The sequence below is a fragment of the Enterovibrio coralii genome, from assembly GCF_001559595.1.
Lineage (GTDB): Bacteria > Pseudomonadota > Gammaproteobacteria > Enterobacterales > Vibrionaceae > Enterovibrio > Enterovibrio coralii.
Genome location: NZ_LNTY01000039.1, coordinates 21332 through 38846 on the forward strand (window position 1 = coordinate 21332; position 17515 = coordinate 38846).

The following is a 17515-nucleotide window of genomic DNA, read 5'->3' on the forward strand; positions in this document are numbered from 1 at the left end:
ACCAAGTCCTTATGAAAAAACGTTATCCAGCGTGCGACTGAGTTTACTCACCAGTTGGTCAATTTCTTGTTCGCTAATGATGAAAGGCGGGGCGAGCAGTATGTGGTGCCCTTGCTTTCCATCAATGGTGCCGCCCATTGGGTAACACATCAGTCCTTCTTGCATCGCTGTCTTTTTCACTTCTGCATGAAGTGGACGGGTTGGCGAGAAGGGCTGTTTTGTGTTTTTGTCTTCGACCAATTCAATGCCTAAAAACAGGCCGCGACCGCGTATATCACCAACAAAAGGATGATCGCCAAACGTCGTGCTTAGTTGTTTGACTAGGTAGTTGCCACGTTCAGTCACTTGACTCAACACTCCTGCATCTAATGCATCAAGCGTGGCACAGGCAGCGGCGCATGCCAAAGGGTGAGCCATAAAGGTGTGACCGTGTTGGAAATAGCCTGAACCTCTAGAGATAGCATCGTAGATTTTGTCGTGAAGCATCACAGCTCCAATTGGTTGGTAACCTGCCGCGAGTCCTTTGGCCATGGTGACCAAATCGGGCACTATGCCTTCTTGTTCATAGGCAAAGTAGGTGCCGGTGCGGCCGCTTCCACACATGACTTCGTCAAGGATAAGCAGGACGCCGTATTTATCGCAGATTTCCCTGACACGTTTGAAATAGCCTTGCTCTGCGACAAGCGCACCGGCGGTTGCGCCTACAACTGGCTCTGCGACAAATGCAATCACGGTTTCTGGGCCAACAGCCAGCAACCGTTCTTCCAACTCATTAGCCACGCGTTGACCGTATTCAAAGTGCGTTTCGTCGTCTTTCTTGTCGCGGTACGCGTAGCAAGGTGCAATCAAATCACTGTTGACGAGAAGCGGTGCGAAAGGTTCTTTTCGCCACATGTTTCCGCCAACACCTAGCGCACCTAAGGTGTTGCCGTGATAGCTTTGTCTGCGTGCAATGTAGCGGGTTCGGGTCAGTTCGCCAGTTTCGATAAAATATTGGCGCGCCATTTTTAATGCAGACTCGACAGCTTCGGAGCCACCACTGACCAAATACACGTGATTGAGAGGGCCAGGTGCTTTATCCGCGAGTCGGTCGGCGAGCTCTTCGGCAACCGGAGAGGTAAAAAAGCCAGTATGAGCGTATGGAATAGCGTGCAGCTGAGTTTGAATGGCATCCAGGACGTCTCTGTGTTTGTGCCCGAGACAAGAAACGGCCGCGCCGCCGCATCCATCCAAGTATCGCTTTCCTTCACTATCAATAAGATAAACGCCTTCACCGCTTGTTACGAAAGGCAATTTCGCGTGGCAGTGTCGCTGTAAAATATGGGTCATCGTTTCCTTGCGCCGCCCTAATAGAAAGAACACTCAATGTTTGTGTCTTTAAGTATTAACGGGTTGGAAATTGAACAGCAAACGATATAAATTCAGAGGGTATTCCAAAAATTCATACGTATAGGGACATAGACAGTATGAGTATGCCAATTCCGCCAATCAAAACCCTGCGTACCTTCAGTGTGGTGGCGCAAACGCTCAGCTTTTCTAAAGCGGCGGCTTTGTTAAACCTGACGCAAAGTGCCATCAGCAAGCAGATTGCACAATTGGAAGAGTTAATGGGCTGCTCCTTGTTCGAGCGCAATGGCGGAAAAGTGGAATTGACTGAGGCAGGGCGTCGCTATCTTCCTTCTGTGGTAGAAGCACTGGAGAATCTGCAACACGCCACATCTTCTGTCATGCAGTCTTCGGAGACCAAAAGCCGTGTGGAACTCTCCGTTCCGCCTTCCATGGCGAGCATGTGGTTGATCCCGAGACTCAGCAGTTTTCGCCGTGCACACCCCAATATTGATTTGGTGGTGCGTGCAAGCGTGACAGCAGACGGTCAAAACCGTTACCAAAGTGACATCGCCATTCACTGCTTGCCGCTTTCAACGCATGAAGAAGATGCAGAGCTGTTGATCCGAGAACGATTATTGCTGGTGGGCTCGCCCGAGTTGGTCAGTGACGTGGAAGATATTGACGCACTGCTATTGCTCAATGCCATTAGCCACATTACAAGGCCGCAGATTTGGAATCAGTTTTGGCATGAACACGGCGTGTCTCCCGACTCGCCTCAATATGGTGTTGGGTTTGAACATTTTTACATGGCGTTAGAAGCGGTAAGGCATCATGAAGGCATGGCACTAATCCCTGAATTTCTCGTGCAGGAATATATAAAGAAGGAGGTGGTGGTGAACCCAGTTTCGCTGGCTTATGACAGTCACTATGGTTACTTTCTTTTCAGTCACGGCTACAAGCGACGCCTTGGGCCGGTGAAGCAAGTGATTGACTGGCTTCGCAGAGAAGTGATCCGCGGTATTCACTTGCCTAAATGAGGTTTGCTCAACATGGACATTTCGACGCCAAACGAGTATAAACCGCACTCCATTGGTCTTTTTCAATATTGAGTGAATTGCTATGACAACACCTTCTCCAGCATCGGAAAGCTACCAACAACGTTTTGGTGGTACGCGCCGTCTATATGGTGCCACAGAGCTAGAGATCCTGCGCCAATCGCATATTTGCGTGATTGGTATTGGTGGTGTTGGCTCATGGGCAGTGGAAGCACTTGCGCGCAGCGGCGTGGGCGAGCTGACGTTGATCGACATGGATGATATTTGTGTCACCAACGTGAACCGTCAAATCCATGCGATGTCAGGCACCATCGGTCAAAGCAAGATTGAAGTGATGGCAGAGCGTGTTAATGCTATCAACCCTGACTGCAAAGTGAACTTGATTGATGATTTTATCTCTGAAGACAACATTCCAGAGTACATCACTAAAGACTTCGACTATGTGTTGGATGCGATAGACAGCATCAAACCAAAAACGGCACTGCTCGCGTATTGTAAGCGTAACAAGATCAAGATCATCACCGTGGGTGGTGCGGGTGGTCAGATTGACCCAACGCAAATCCAAGTGGCGGATCTGACAAAGACGATTCAAGACCCATTAGCCGCTAAGCTGCGTAACAACTTGCGCCGTTTCCATAATTTCACCAAAACGCAGGGCCGCAAATTTGGCATTGATTGTGTGTTCTCGACGGAACAGTTGAAGTACCCACAGCCAGACGGCAGCGTGTGTGAAACCAAAGCCACGGCGGAAGGGCCAAAGCGTATGGATTGTGCAAGCGGATTTGGCGCGGCGACCATGGTGACGGCGACGTTCGGGTTTGTCGCGGTATCGCGTATTATTGCGAAGCTAACGGCGAAGAAATAAAGCCCGCTGAAGAACAAAAAGAAAAGGCCGCGATGCGGCCTTTTTTGTCATTAAGCGTTTGCGATTATGCTTCAGCTTTAGAGCGCGGTTTTTTCGCGGCAGGTTTTGACTCTTGCGGAATAGGTAGAACCTGTTTCACATAGTCACCTGGAGCAACCGTCAGAATTGGGTATGCTTCCGAACCTTGCTGGTAAGGCGCAATCTTTTCTTTCGGGCTGTATGCCGACAACCACTTGTCCCAGTGTAACCACCAAGAACCGGTGTTGTGTTCTGCAGCTTCAAACCACTCTTCGGCAGACTCATTGAGTTCTTCATTGACCCAGTAGCCATACTTTTCTCTTGAAGGGTGATTAACAATCCCTGCAATGTGACCGGATTCGCCCAGTACAAAGGTCTTGTTGCCACCGACATTCAGCGCGCCACGGTAAGTGCCTTGCCAAAGTGCAATATGGTCTTCTTTCGTCGAAATAAAGTAGCTTGGGATTTTGATTTTGTTCAAATCAATCCAAACACCACCGATCTTCACGCCTTTATCCTGAACCAGTTTGTTATTCAGGTAGAGCTCGCGCAGCATAAAGTTATGCGTTCCAGCCGCAACGTTGGTGCTGTCACTGTTCCAATAAAGGAGGTCGAAATCGACAGGGCTGTTACCCTTGAGGTAGTTGTCGATGTAGTAGTTCCAATAGAGGCTGTTTTCACGGAGTAGACTAAATGTCACACTCAGTGAGCGGCCGTCCATGTAACCTTTCGCGTTGTTTTGTAGCTCAATTGCACTCACAACGCTGTCGTTGATGTAAGCGCCGACTTCGCCTGGCTGAGAAAAGTCCAGAATTGTCGTGAAGAATGACGCGGACTTGATTCTCGCTTTCATGCGTTTTGCCGCATAGTAAGCAATAGTGCTCGCCAGAACTGTACCACCAATACAATAACCCGCCGCATTGATTTGCGATTGTCCGGTAATGTCTTCGATAGCAGAAACCGCTTTGACAACACCTTCGGTAACGTAATCGCCAAATTCGGTGTCACGTTGTTCAATGCCTGGGTTTCTCCACGACATCATGAACACAGTGTGGCCTTGTTCTACCAACCAACGCACCATGGAGTTCTTCTCGCGAAGATCCAGGATGTAGTATTTGTTGACGAAAGGCGGCACGATTAGCAGTGGCGTCGCGTTCACTTTTTCAGTAAGTGGACGATACTGGATCAACTCAAACAATTCGTTCTTATAAACAACATCACCTGCGGTGTTCGCAACGTCTTCACCGAGACGGAACGCATTGTTGTTCGTCATACGAATTTTGAGAATATCAGCACTAGACTCAAGGTCTTCTTGGAAAGTTTGCAGCCCTTTCACCAAGTTTTCGCCATTCTTTTCCATGGTCAGTTTCAGCAATTCCGGGTTAGTACCCACAAAGTTGCTTGGTGACATGGCGTTGATTGTTTGGCGAGCAAAGAATGTTAGGCGTTCTTTGGCCTTTTCATCCAGACCTTCAACCGAATTAATGGTTTCGAGGTATGTGCGACCGAACAGCAGGTAGGATTGTTTCATGAAGTTATAGCAAACTTCATCCTGCCAGCTCTTGTCTTGAAAACGTTTGTCGTCTCTTGCTGGTGCAACAATTTCCGCTTGATTCGCGGCCAGTGTTACGTTTTGCCAGATTTGCATTTGTTTTTCCCACCACTGCATTTGGATTTGCAGCATCGCGGCGGGTTGATTAGCAGCACCTTCTAGCAGCTTAGCCGTATCGTCCATGCTAAGTTCTTGAAGTGCTTTATTAAAGGGTGTGTCTACGGCCGCCTTGCCTTGCTCGAGATCCGTCCACCATTTCTGGTTACTCTCTTGGAGTTTTACAAGGTAGTCCGAAAAGAAGTTCTGATACATGTGTAAACCCTCTAGATCGGAAACAACACCGCCCTCAGCAAATACTGAGGGCGGGTAACCTTGATTAAGCTGGCGTAGCCGCTTTCAGGTTGTCAGCAGTCAGCTTTTCCAGATCGTCTTTGAACTCTTTTGCAAGAGATTGCAGCTTAGTGCTGTCGTCCATCATTTGCTGAGACAGTTTAGTCAGAGCTGCCAGTTGTTGGCTGCTGTAAGCAGTCATTGAAGTCACGTCAGTCACTTCGCTTGCTGCTTTAACTTGTGCCAGACCCATTTCGCTGTAAGTTTTCACTGCGCTCAGTTGAAGCTCAGTCAGAGTCTCAACATTTTTAGCAACCAGCTTGTTGAATTTTACGTAAGGTGCCAGAGTTTTTTCAGTTTGCTCTGAGAACGCTTTAAACATATCTGTGTACATGGTGTTTCTCCTGAGAGTAGTAATTAGATCCAAGGGGGTTTAACGTTCGTTAGCTGTTTGCACGTTTAACGACAACTGCCGTTCCCATGCCGCCACCGATACATAGCGAAGCTACACCGTATGTACCTTCGCGTTTTTCCAGTTCGTGGATCAAGGAGACCAAAACGCGGTTCCCTGATGCGCCGAGTGGGTGACCCAATGCAATTGCGCCACCGTTTACATTTGCTTTTTCCAAAATGGCCTCAGGGGTCACTTTGTGCGTGTCCGCCAATTGGTGAACAACACCCAGTGCCTGAGCAGCAAAGGCTTCATTGAGCTCGAACAGATCCATATCGGAAATCGACAACTCTGCTTTTTTCAGAGCTTCGGTTACTGCACCCACAGGGCCAAGGCCCATGATTTTCGGATCTAACCCAACTTGTGCGTAGCTGGTGATTTCAGCCAGCGGCTTGAGACCAAGACGCTGAACTGCAGATTCTGACGCGACGATAATGGCACTTGCACCGTCGTTAAGGCCGGAAGCATTACCTGCAGTGACCGTACCTTCACGGTCGAATGCCGGGCGAAGCTTCGCCAGACCTTCTTGTGTGCAGTCTGCTTTTGGATATTCGTCAGTATCAAAAGAAACAGTTTGGCGACGTTGCTTCACTTCAACAGGCACGATTTCATCTTTGAATCGACCTGCTTCAATCGCAGCAACGGCTTTTTGTTGGCTTTGCTGAGCGTACGCATCTTGTTGCTCGCGGCTTAAACCGACCAGCTTCGCAACGTTTTCTGCGGTAACACCCATGTGGTATTGGTTGTAGACGTCAGTCAAACCGTCATTGATCAGCAGATCTTTGAGCTGATATCGCCCATTTTTTGTCCGCCACGAAGAGAGCCCGAAGCAGCAAAAGGAATTTGAGACATGTTTTCTACGCCGGCAGCAACGACAACGTCGGCATCGCCACAGCGAATGTGAGCAACGGCATCCATGACCGCTTTCATGCCACTGCCACACACCATATTGATGGCGTATGCAGGCACAGTTTCCGGCAGACCCGCGAAGATAGCTGCCTGACGGCCAATGCCCATGCCTTGGCCTGCTGAAACGACGTTACCCAAGATAACTTCGTTGACCGCATCTGGTGCGATGTTGCCTGCTTCCAACGCGCCTTTAATGGCGACAGCAGCAAGTTCACCTGCAGGTGTGTCTTTCAATGAACCTGTGAACGCGCCAAGAGGAGTACGCTTGGCTGCAACGATATACACTTTTTCCATGTGAACCTTTCCCTTCTTAGTTCATGTACAGGCCGCCGTTGACCGACAGCGTTTCCCCAGTAATGTACGCGCCAGCATCACCTGCAAGGTAAGCGACGGCATCGGCAATCTCTTCCGGACGAGCAAGACGCTTCATTGGAATTTCAGCCTTGATAGATTCAAGCACTTCATCGCGCATTGCTTCTACCATTGGGGTTGCTGTGTAGCCAGGGGCAACAACGTTTGCCGTAACGCCATATCTCGCACCTTCAAATGCCAGTGCTTTGGTAAAACCAATCATGCCAGCTTTTGCTGCAGAATAGTTGGTTTGACCAAACTGACCTTTAAGACCGTTAACAGAAGAGATATTAACAACACGACAACCGCCTTTTTCGCACATAGCTGCAAAGAGAGGTTGGGTTACATTGAAAAGGCTATTGAGGTTTGTATCGATAACAGCACGCCAGTTCTCAGCGGCCATTTTTTTGAACAGACCATCACGAGTGATACCCGCATTGTTAACGAGCACGTCGATGGTGCCTTCTTCCTCAAGAAGTTTTGGCAGACGCTCCGCACATTCCTCTGTGTTGGTGACGTCCAGTTCGAATAAGCGCACTTGGTCTGAATTGAAATTTTTCTCTTCAAACCACTGCTCAGCACATTGCAGGTTTCCGGTGAAGTAGGTTGCAATCACGCGATAGCCCTGACTTACCAACTTTTCTGTGATCGCTGAGCCGATACCACCTTTCGAACCGGTGATGAGCGCGAGTTTCTTCATTGATGACTCCATTCTTAACAACAAGCATTAATTTGACCCCTGTAACTGCATCTGGAAGTCCAAAAATACAGGCACCGATATGTTTTGTTTTTAGCGCATAAGGGTTGAGACTAAGGAAACTCATTTTAGTCTCAGAATAAGATAAATTATTATTATGGCGATTTTGTGACCACCGAGATTAAAGATATACAATCTTTTGAGTAAGGCAAAACGAATGGCGGGAGAATTATCGAAACAAGATCTCGATCCACAATATCACCCCAAAAGTTAACTCGATGTTAAATTTCGGTATTTATTGTGTTTTATTTATGGATTTTCTTTGTTTTTGATAATCACAAAGGAAAAGTGTTGCGATTTAGATGGGCAATTTCCTTCCATTTGTGTGTTCAAAAAACAATCACAAATAGTTAAGAAATAAACTGAGAAATTGGCAAACTAAATATCAGAATAATTGACCAAAGTCTCAGCTTTATAGTGTCGTTTGTACGGTAAGGTGGTCAGCTAAACTGGTGAAAAAGCTGAATAATCCTTAACCAATGCGGTGTTAAATAGTGCGAAGTTGCTCGATAATCGAATAAATTCCGTTGCTACGAGATTCGCTTAAGTGATTCATGAGATCCATCGATTTAAAGTATTCGTCAAAATGAAATGACTGAATTTCTTCGCGCGATCTCCCTTCAACAGCGGCAAGAATTATTGTTAACAACCCTTTAACAATGCGCGCATCTGAATCTGCCGAAAAATAAAATCGGTGTTCTTTTTCCTGCATGGAAAGCCACACTTTGCTTTCGCAACCCGTCACAGGAATGCTTTGTGCTTTTAGTTCATCACTCATTGCAGGAAGCTTTTTCCCCAATTGAATGACCAAGCGATATTTATCTTCCCAAGAGCGACAGTTTCCCATTTGTTCAAGGATATTGTCGCTGGTGATCTCGGTGCCGAAAGGATGGGCAGAAAATGACGTCATGATAATGTGCCGTATTTAGAGTAAGTCGCAGGCTTTTTGTATCGCAGCAATGCAGCGATCTATTTCTTCCTCTGTATTATACAAAGCAATTGAGACGCGCACACATCCGTTAATCGCCAGCGCATCCATTAAAGGGTGAGCGCAATGGTGTCCAGAGCGAACGGCGATACCTTGCTGATCGAGCAGTGTAGCAATGTCGGAGTGATGAACGCCTTCGACATCAAACGCAACCACGCTGGCGTGTGGCTGCAGACCGATAATGCGCAGGTCATCAATGTCTTTAATGCCGTCTACCAGTCGATGTTGAAGCGTGCTGATGTGCTTTTCGGCTTCAAGGCGATCAATCTCGTTGTACCAATTGATGCTTCCGCCAGAGCAATTGCGCCGGCAACGTTTGGTGTGCCTGCTTCGAATTTTGCTGGTGAAGCAGCAAAGTGTGTACCGCTGAAGCTGACTTTTTCTACCATCTTTCCGCCGCCATGCCAAGGTGGCATTGCATCGAGAAGTGAAGGCTTGCCATAGAGCGCGCCAATGCCTGCGGGAGCAAAGAGTTTATGACCAGAGAATACGTAGAAATCAGCATCTAGCTCGGACAGGTTCACGGTCTCATGCACAACAGCTTGCGCACCATCAACCACTACTACAGCACCGACGGAATGGGCTTTTTGGATTACGGCCTCAATCGGGTTTCGTGTGCCGGTCACATTGCTAACATGGCCAATAGCAACCAGTTTGGTTTTCTCGCTAAGCAGTGTTTCGAACACTGTGAGGTCTAGCGTACAAGTCGTCGGATCAACGGGCCACTTTACAATGGTGGCACCTGTCTGCTCGGCGACGATCTGCCAAGGTACGATATTGGCGTGATGTTCCATTTCACTGACGATGATCTCATCGCCCGCTTTCACGTTCTGTCTTGCATAGCTCTGTGCGATGAGATTCAGTGCTTCCGTTGCGCCGCGCGTCCAGACAATGCCTCTAACGGGTGCACCAAGAAAGTCAGCCACGGTTTTACGTGCTGCTTCGAAACGGTTTGTTGCAGCAGTTGTCAGTGCATGAGAGCCACGGTGCACATTCGCAGTGGCACCAGAGTAGTATTGGCTGATCGCGTCGATGACCTGCTTCGGCTTTTGAGAGGTAGCAGCACTGTCGAGGTACACCAAAGGCTGCTGGCTCGCATGGTGGCTTAGTGAAGGAAACGCTTGGCGAATCGCTTCAATTTCAAAAGGACGCGTTGTCATTGTCGGCAAATCACTTAAAACAGAACGGAACAGGCAGGAATGATCGCTTTTCTGTCGAGTTAACTCAAGTGAAAGTCAGCGTATTGGCGCTTGGCAGGCGGATTCAGGTAGGATGGGGAATCAAAAGATAAAAAAAAGCACCGAGTTTTCACTCAGTGCTACGACAAATCATTTGATAGATCGGATTCAAAATACAGCAAGTATTAGGGTAGCAATCACTACCGGGTTCTGGCATTAGCCAAAAATATGCAAACACAACATCGCAACCACAAAGAGAGATTCGCAAAAATGCGGGCTTTGCGTTGCGAGCAAACTATAGGTTTTCTCTGGTGTCAGAACAATGGACATTTTATAATGTTTTGCATTAGAAAAACTTATCATTAAGGGTGAAGAATGGCCCGTCGATTACCTCCTCTAAATGCCCTGCGTGTGTTCGAAGCAGCCGCGCGCCACCTGAGTTTTACGCGTGCCGCGGAAGAGCTCTTTGTGACCCAAGCCGCGGTCAGTCATCAGATAAAAGCCTTAGAAGAATTTCTTGGTCTGAAACTATTCAGGCGCCGAAATCGCTCATTGCTTCTCACCGAAGAAGGGCAGGGTTATTTCCTCGATATCAAAGACATTTTGATTGCGTTGGCCGATGCCACCGACCGGGTGTTGGAGCGCGGTGCAAAAGGGGCATTGACCATCAGTTTACCGCCAAGTTTCGCTATTCAATGGTTGGTACCAAGATTGGCTGACTTCAACCAGCAACACCCTGAAATTGACGTGCGCATTAAAGCCGTGGATTTGGAAGACGGGTCATTGACTGACGACGTGGACGTGGCGATTTATTACGGGCGAGGAAATTGGCCGGGATTGCGCTGTGACGAGCTTTACCCAGAATTCTTATTGCCCGTTTGTAGTCCTGCGACACTGAGCAGCGCCAAGCCTTTGAATTGTTTGGAAGATCTCAAGCACCACACCTTGTTACACGATCGCTCGCGCAAAGATTGGAAAGCCTACGCCAAACACTACCAGATTAGTGACATTAATCTTAACTATGGCCCGATTTTTAGTCATTCTGCCATGGTGTTGCAAGCGGCAGCCTTGGGGCAAGGCGTGGCATTGAGCAACAATGTGCTTGCGCAACCGGAATTAGAATCTGGTCGTTTGGTATGTCCGTTTGATCACTTCTTAATGAGTAAGAACGCTTTTTATCTGGTCAGCCAGCAAAAGGATGCCGACTCTGGACGCATCAGTGCGTTTCGTGAGTGGGTGCTGGCCAAAGCCGCCGCAGAACAGGAGAGCATTTCTGCATGAATCACGTGTTAATTGATGGCCCAGAAGAGGCCGCATATACCTTCATTTTCGCCCACGGCGCAGGGGCGGGCATGGATCATGATTTTATGGATGATGTCGCCAAGCGTATTGCCGCGCAGGACATTCGTGTTGTGCGTTTCAACTTCCCGTATATGGTCAAGCGTGCAGAAGACGGTAAGAAACGTCCACCCGATCGCGCGCCAAAGCTGCTTGATGCGTTTAACGCTGTGATTGAGGAATATGCCAGTGAAAATACGGTCATCGGTGGTAAGTCCATGGGGGGACGGATGGCGAGTCATTTGTCTGACTCGAATAAGGTGAAAGGCATCGCGTGTCTTGGCTTTCCTTTCCACCCGCCAGGCAAACCAGAAAATGACAAAGGCGAACACCTGGCAACACTGGCAATGCCAACCCTGATTTTACAAGGTGAACGAGATACATTTGGCAATCGTAGCGAGCTGGAAAACTATCCGCTTTCAGACAAGGTGGCACTGACGTTTATTCCTGATGGCGACCATAGTTTCAAGCACGAAAAGCCTCTGGCTATACAGAGGCCGACAATCGACAACTAGCAGCAGATAACATCGTGGCCTTTATCAAGCAGGTGTGCGCATGACAGGAAGAAAAATCGCAGCGGTAGGTTGCATGGTGGCGGGTGTTGCCGTCGCGCTTGGCGCCTTTGCCGCACATGGCCTTAAAGCGCAACTGACGCCTTACGAGTTATCCATCGTTGAGAAAGGCGTGCAGTATCAATTTTGGCACGCCTTGGCACTTATTGGATTAGGGCTTTGGCAAGATGTCGCGCCTAAGCGTAGCCTTGTGGTGGCATCGTGCTTTATTGGCGTCGGCATTTTGTGTTTTAGCTGCAGTTTATATGGCTTGGCACTCACCGATTGGCGGTGGTTGTGGCCAATTACGCCACTTGGTGGCACCAGCTTTCTTATTGGCTGGGGTATCGCTGCATGGTCTTTGTGGCGCAAAGCTTGAGTTGGAGGGGCTGCTTGACGATAATGGCGCGTTATTTTTACCAGGGTAGAAAAGGCCTAGCGTGAACCAGATTTTATTGTATTGCCGCCAAGGCTTTGAAAAAGAGTGTGCGGGTGAAATTCAGGACAAGGCAACGGAAGTCGAAGTGTATGGTTTTCCTCGCGTGGAGAAGAACACCGGCTACGTGCTGTTTGAGTGTTACCAGCAAGGCGATGCAGAAAAACTGCTTCAGAAGTTGCCGCTGACGTCTCTGATTTTTGCGCGTCAAATGATTGCAGTGGTTGATACCCTAAGCGATCTTGACCCGGGCGACCGCATCTCGCCGATTCTGGCGTTGGGTGGTGAGTTGCCAAAATGTGGCGACGTGCGCGTGGAAACGCCGGACACAGCGCAAGCAAAAGAGCTGCTGAAATTCTGCCGTAAATTCACAGTGCCATTGCGTCAGGCTCTGCGTAAACGCGGCGTGTTGCTGGCAAAAGAAAATGCGAAGCAGCCTGTACTGCATGTTTGCTTTACCGCACCAGGTTGCTGCTTGGTGGGTTACTCACTGAGCAACAATAATTCGCCACACTACATGGGTATTCACCGTCTGAAGTTCCCACCAGAGGCACCAAGCCGTTCAACGCTGAAGCTGGAAGAAGCATTCCATGCTTTCATTCCACGTGAAGAGTGGGACGAGCGTTTGGCTCCGGGTATGTGGGCCGTTGACCTGGGCGCATGTCCGGGCGGTTGGACGTATCAACTGGTTAAGCGTTCTATGTTCGTTCACTCGGTGGATAACGGCGCAATGGCTGAAAGCCTGATGGAAACTGGTCAGGTGAAACACCACGCGGTGGACGGCTTTAAGTTTGAGCCACCAAGAAAGAACGTGACTTGGTTGGTGTGTGACATGATCGAAAAACCGTATCGTGTTGCTCAGCTTATGGGTGAGTGGCTGATTGCCGGTTGGGCGAAAGAAACCATCTTCAACCTTAAGTTGCCAATGAACCGCCGTTATGAGCAGGTAAAAGATGATCTGCAGAACTTGAAGAAGTTCTTGATCGAAAATGGCATTCGCTTTGAGATGCAAGCGAAACACCTCTATCACGACCGTGAAGAAGTGACTGTTCACATTCGCGTGATCAAATAAGAAAAAGGCAGCTTAGGCTGCCTTTTTTCATTTCTGTGCCCTGTTATTTACCAGTTAGCTAAGCACTTGGGTTGAAGCGGATATCCTGCAAGTTGAACCCAAGCGTAATGTCGGTTTTGAGTGTCGCAACCTGCTTGCAGCGAAGGGCTAACGCTTCGTTGCCATCAAGCTTTTTGTGCCATTTGGGCTCAACGTCATCGGCGGCAAACAACTGCTCCAAGGTGCCATAACGTTGCAGTAAGGTGGATGCGGTTTTAGGGCCAATGCCTGGCACGCCCGAAACACCGCTTGAGCTTATCCCCACCAAGCCCCAGTAATCGGTAAGCTGAGAGGCAAGCACGGAAAACTCTTTCTCGATAAATGGCGTATCCAGCCAGCGCTGCTGGAAATAATCGCGAATACGGATGGTAGGGTGCAGCAGTTGGCAATAGCCTTGTCCGTTGAGATGATGGTCACTTGCCCATTGTGACTCGCTATTTTCATCGCAAGCGTTGCAATCATATCGTCTGCTTCATCGCCAGAGGACAGCAGTGAGTCAATGCCCATGTCCCAAAACGCATCCTGAATTTTATCCAGTCCTTGCTGAAGAGCTTCAGGCATTGGCTTTCTGCCTTGCTTGTATTCAGGTACCAATTCTGCGCGCCATCCTCTGTCTTGCTCGGCATGATCGAACACGGCAACCATGTGAGAGGGTTCGGCCTCTTTGATGATTTTGTTCAGAGCACGGCAGCAAACTTGCGCTGCACCTGCAATGTCGTCCGGGTTCGGTTGCGCGGCATGGACGCGACGGATGAGGTTCATGGCATCAATGATGACAAGATGAATTGACATGGATTACCCAAAAAGAATGGCTGATACGGCCATTCTAATTTGTTGGAAGATAAATGAAAGGAGGTTTTCGCTATCGGCCGCCTGAGCCTTGAACGATCTCGTAGCATGGCACGTAAGCCGTACCGGGCAGTTTCATGCGCTGTTGTTCGACAAAACCACGCAGGAGCTTGTCCATTTTCTTCATCAGTACGGCGTCGCCGTTGATTTTAAATGGTCCATGACGCTCAATTTCGCGAATACCTTCTTCTTTCACGTTACCCGCAACGATGCCCGAGAAGGCTTGGCGAAGCGCGGATGCCAAAAGCTCTGGTCGTTGGTTCATGTGCAGATCAAGGTTTGCCATGTTCTCGTGGGTTGGCTCAAACGGCAGCTGGAATTCAGGTGCAATTTTGAGTGACCAGTTGAACGAGTAAGCATCACCGGTTGATTGACGGTGTTCTTTTACGGCAGGCATGCCTTGCTTAATGATGCGCGCCACCTTGGCAGGATCATCAACAACGATTTCATAATACTTGGTGGCTTCTTCGCCGAGCACGTCACGGATGAACTCGTCGATGACGCGGAAGTAGTTGGCACTTTCTTTTGGCCCTGTTAGCACCACTGGCATCGGCTGATCTGCATTGTCTGGATGCATCAAGATACCGAGCAAGTAAAGCAGCTCTTCGGCCGTACCTGCACCACCTGGGAAGATGATGATGGCATGGCCCATGCGGACAAAGGCTTCCAAGCGTTTTTCAATATCCGGCATGATCACCAGTTCATTGACGATAGGGTTTGGTGGCTCAGCCGCGATGATGGATGGCTCAGTCAGACCCAAGAATCGTCCACCTTTCACACGCTGTTTCGCATGACCAATGGCCGCCCCTTTCATAGGGCCTTCCATCGCACCGGGTCCACAGCCTGTGCAGACGTTTAGCTCTCGAAGCCCCAATTCATTACCGACTTCACGGGTGTATTGGTATTCGATGGCATTGATAGAGTGACCGCCCCAACACACCACCAAGTTCGGATCTTTGCCTGGCACCAACGCTTTTGCGTTACGCAAGATATCAAATATCAGGTTGGTGATATGGCTGGAGTTGGTCAGGTTGAACACTTTGGCGTGCTCAAGCTGAACGTTCACGTGAATGATGTCACGCAACACGGAAAACATGTGCTCTTGAATACCACGGATAATTCGCCCATCCACAAAGGCATGCTCTGGCGGGTTGATCAGTTCAAGCTTCACACCACGCTCTCGGCGCATAACGCGGATATCGAACGATTTGTATTGCTCTAAAAGCTCCTTGGAGCTGTCCGTGTGACTGCCAGAATTGAGAACGGCGAGCGAGCAGTTGCGATACAAGCGGTACAGGTCGCTTTTCGCTGTGTCTTTGAGTCTGTCGACTTCCAGTTGAGAGAGAAGATCCATGGCCCCGACTGGGCTGATGTGCGTGATCATAGTCACCTCCTGTGCAGAGAAACACACTTTGGAAAGAGAGAGGCGTTCTTAGGACACCATTTCGTTTATCGTTTCGTTGTTAGTAATGGCTGGGGGCATCCCCAAAAAAATCAGTGTGTTAATTAAACATACACATAGATATAGGGTTTAGCCAGTTCTGGGTCACAAAAGAGAATGCTGTAAGGTAAACGACACGTGAAACAGGTGATAGGTCACAGACCTGGACCAAACTCACAGCAGTGAGTCTGGGAGGGAAGGGGTTATTGCGCCCAGACCAGCTTGTTACGGCCGTTATGCTTGGCGTTGTAGAGGGCGTTGTCAGCGCGTTCAAGCACATCGACGATGTTGTCTTTGTCCATGAACATGCTGGCACCGATGGACACGGTCACGGTAAGACGTTTGTTTTTAAACTTAAACGGCAAACGCGCCACGGTTTCACGAATACTATCGAGAATGTCCGTGCGGGTGGTTTCGTCAGCATCGGGTAACAGCACCACAAACTCCTCTCCGCCAAAACGGGCGATAAAGTCTGTATCACGCAGGCATTGGTGAATGGTACGCGCGACAACTTTTAGCACTTTGTCACCCACCAAATGACCGTACTGGTCGTTGACCGACTTAAAGTGGTCAATGTCGATCATTGCCAGACAGAACTGAGATTGATAGCGCAGCCAACAGCGGTATTCATGCTCTAAGCGATCGTCAAGTGCTGCACGGTTGTAAACCTTGGTCAACGGGTCGAGCAAGAGTTTCCGTTCTTGGTCGCCCAAACGACGGCGGTAATCCATGGTTTGGGTGTACAGGGCCTCGAGTTTTTGCTCGTTGTGCTGAAGCTGCTCCAGCAACTGCTGCTCTCTTTCTTCCAGCTCTTTATTTCTTGCCACGATTGATGCGAGGTTGTCCGTCACTTTATTTAGGCTTGGACGCAATTCTTCCAAAGAAGAAGCCTCGTTGAGGTGAATTTGCATTTCATCGACCGAAAGAGAAAGCTCTTCATTCAGTGATGTGCGCTGATCGGTAAGGCTTTGCGTGGCATCGATTGAGCGGCCGTTATGGCGTTGCAAAACCGACAAGTCTTCGTTGAGCTGGTTTAAGAAGCTTTGTGAGGCCTTGCGCTCGTTACGTGTGCCTTCGAGGATCAGTTGGACAGATTCAAGCGTCAGCTCAAGCAAGGTTTGTGCGTCAGGCGACAGCAAGAGGCGATTGCGGATGTCGAGCAGGCGATCGCCCACTTCTCCATCAAAGTCCAGTTCAGTAACCAGATGCTGCAACTCACTCGCGAGCTGGTTAATACGGTCTATGTTGAGCAGCTCTTTGGCTGTCAGTCCGTTCGCGGGCAAGGAGAGAAGCTTTAGGGCGCGTTCATACAGCTGAAGCAGCGCGACGATTTTCTCTGTGTTGCCGTGCGACTCAGTCGTAGGACGTTGGATTAGGTTGCGTAAATCGCGTTTTAGCTGTGCCGGCAAACCGGGCAAACACTTTAAGGTTTCCCCGCTTTGCTGAAACTGGTTTTCTAGTGCGTCTTTCGCTTTTTCTTGCGCATGCGTGTGCTTGTTGACCATTCGCTCTACCAAAGCCAGTTGAGGAATTAATCTCCCCACATCTTCCTGTGCTTCAAGATCGCGTTGAATCTGAGAAAGCTTTTGGTTGATGAGAGGGTCATCTTGCGCTTGTGATGCAGCGATAAGACGTGAAATTAGCCTTTTCAGGATCGTCGCTTCACGCCGTGATTTAAGTGCCAAATCACGGGCGACCAGCTGAGAATGCTGCAACTTTTCTGTCAGTGTGATGACATCTTCATCTGATGAGAAGTTGGACATAAAACGCGACTACATCTCCAAGCCCATCAGTGAAAAAACGCACTGAAAATAAGGGCTGCTAATTCCAAACGCTAAGGCGCAGCGTCTAGCTATAACGGTTAACTACTAGGGTTATCAATAAATTGGCGTCAGTTTTTATCAGATTCGTGAACCGTCTGCCAGTTAATTCCACCGGTTGCCGAAGTTTTAACCTTTATCAATCCAGAGCTAATGCCATCAAGCATGCCTGACGAACATTGGTAT

General features: G+C 49.0%; 12 protein-coding genes and 4 pseudogenes. 6 read left to right on the forward strand and 10 right to left on the reverse strand.

What is annotated here, in order from left to right; all coding sequences use genetic code 11:
- Window positions 1-9: 9 nt before the first annotated feature.
- Window positions 10-1329 carry an aspartate aminotransferase family protein gene (locus ATN88_RS16090; RefSeq protein WP_067418105.1) on the reverse strand — a complete coding sequence of 440 codons (1320 nt, stop codon included), beginning with the start codon at window positions 1327-1329 and terminating at the stop codon, window positions 10-12.
- Window positions 1330-1466: 137 nt separating this feature from the next.
- Here ATN88_RS16090 and ATN88_RS16095 point away from each other — a divergent pair, with 137 nt between their 5' ends.
- Window positions 1467-2366: a LysR substrate-binding domain-containing protein gene (locus ATN88_RS16095; protein WP_067418108.1), complete on the forward strand. Its 900-nt coding sequence runs from the start codon at window positions 1467-1469 to the stop codon at window positions 2364-2366.
- A gap of 82 nt (window positions 2367-2448) precedes the next feature.
- Window positions 2449-3249: a tRNA cyclic N6-threonylcarbamoyladenosine(37) synthase TcdA gene (tcdA, locus tag ATN88_RS16100; protein WP_067418112.1), complete on the forward strand. Its 801-nt coding sequence runs from the start codon at window positions 2449-2451 to the stop codon at window positions 3247-3249.
- A gap of 64 nt (window positions 3250-3313) precedes the next feature.
- On the opposite strand, the gene phaC is transcribed toward tcdA, so the two are convergent.
- The 6 genes and pseudogenes from phaC to ATN88_RS16130 all read right to left on the reverse strand — a co-directional run bounded on the left by phaC (window position 3314) and on the right by ATN88_RS16130 (window position 9765).
- Window positions 3314-5131 (reverse strand): class I poly(R)-hydroxyalkanoic acid synthase, encoded by a 1818-nt coding sequence (gene phaC / locus ATN88_RS16105; RefSeq protein WP_067418115.1) that lies wholly within the window; start codon window positions 5129-5131, stop codon window positions 3314-3316.
- A 64-nt stretch (window positions 5132-5195) separates the two neighbouring features.
- On the reverse strand, window positions 5196-5543 hold the full coding sequence (locus ATN88_RS16110; RefSeq protein ID WP_067418118.1) for a phasin family protein: 348 nt from the start codon (window positions 5541-5543) through the stop codon (window positions 5196-5198).
- A 49-nt stretch (window positions 5544-5592) separates the two neighbouring features.
- Window positions 5593-6803: pseudogene (locus ATN88_RS16115) on the reverse strand (acetyl-CoA C-acetyltransferase).
- A 16-nt stretch (window positions 6804-6819) separates the two neighbouring features.
- Entirely contained in the window at window positions 6820-7560 is a 741-nt protein-coding gene (locus tag ATN88_RS16120; protein ID WP_067418122.1) for an SDR family oxidoreductase, read from the reverse strand.
- Between the two features lie 544 nt (window positions 7561-8104).
- Window positions 8105-8527 (reverse strand): cysteine desulfurase sulfur acceptor subunit CsdE, encoded by a 423-nt coding sequence (csdE, locus tag ATN88_RS16125; protein WP_067418125.1) that lies wholly within the window; start codon window positions 8525-8527, stop codon window positions 8105-8107.
- Window positions 8528-8542: 15 nt separating this feature from the next.
- Window positions 8543-9765 (reverse strand): annotated as a pseudogene (locus ATN88_RS16130) (aminotransferase class V-fold PLP-dependent enzyme).
- Window positions 9766-10158: 393 nt separating this feature from the next.
- Here ATN88_RS16130 and ATN88_RS16135 point away from each other — a divergent pair.
- From ATN88_RS16135 to rlmM, 4 genes and pseudogenes are all read left to right on the forward strand, one after another.
- Entirely contained in the window at window positions 10159-11064 is a 906-nt protein-coding gene (locus ATN88_RS16135) for a transcriptional regulator GcvA (RefSeq protein WP_067418128.1), read from the forward strand.
- A pseudogene (locus tag ATN88_RS16140) lies at window positions 11061-11680 on the forward strand (alpha/beta family hydrolase). Before ATN88_RS16135 ends, ATN88_RS16140 begins: the two are co-directional and overlap by 4 nt.
- A complete protein-coding gene (locus ATN88_RS16145; protein ID WP_067418131.1) occupies window positions 11677-12051 on the forward strand; it encodes a DUF423 domain-containing protein in 375 nt (124 codons plus the stop codon). The pseudogene ATN88_RS16140 and the gene ATN88_RS16145 overlap by 4 nt, the downstream one beginning before the upstream one ends.
- 61 nt (window positions 12052-12112) lie before the next feature.
- Window positions 12113-13180: a 23S rRNA (cytidine(2498)-2'-O)-methyltransferase RlmM gene (gene rlmM / locus ATN88_RS16150; RefSeq protein ID WP_067418135.1), complete on the forward strand. Its 1068-nt coding sequence runs from the start codon at window positions 12113-12115 to the stop codon at window positions 13178-13180.
- Between the two features lie 58 nt (window positions 13181-13238).
- Here the strand turns inward: rlmM and xni are convergent.
- From xni to ATN88_RS16165, 3 genes and pseudogenes are all read right to left on the reverse strand, one after another.
- Window positions 13239-14011, reverse strand: a pseudogene (gene xni / locus ATN88_RS16155) (flap endonuclease Xni).
- A gap of 70 nt (window positions 14012-14081) precedes the next feature.
- Window positions 14082-15452 carry a nucleotide 5'-monophosphate nucleosidase PpnN gene (gene ppnN / locus ATN88_RS16160; RefSeq protein ID WP_067418138.1) on the reverse strand — a complete coding sequence of 457 codons (1371 nt, stop codon included), beginning with the start codon at window positions 15450-15452 and terminating at the stop codon, window positions 14082-14084.
- A gap of 260 nt (window positions 15453-15712) precedes the next feature.
- A complete protein-coding gene (locus tag ATN88_RS16165) occupies window positions 15713-17272 on the reverse strand; it encodes a GGDEF domain-containing protein (protein ID WP_067418142.1) in 1560 nt (519 codons plus the stop codon).
- Window positions 17273-17515 lie beyond the last annotated feature (243 nt).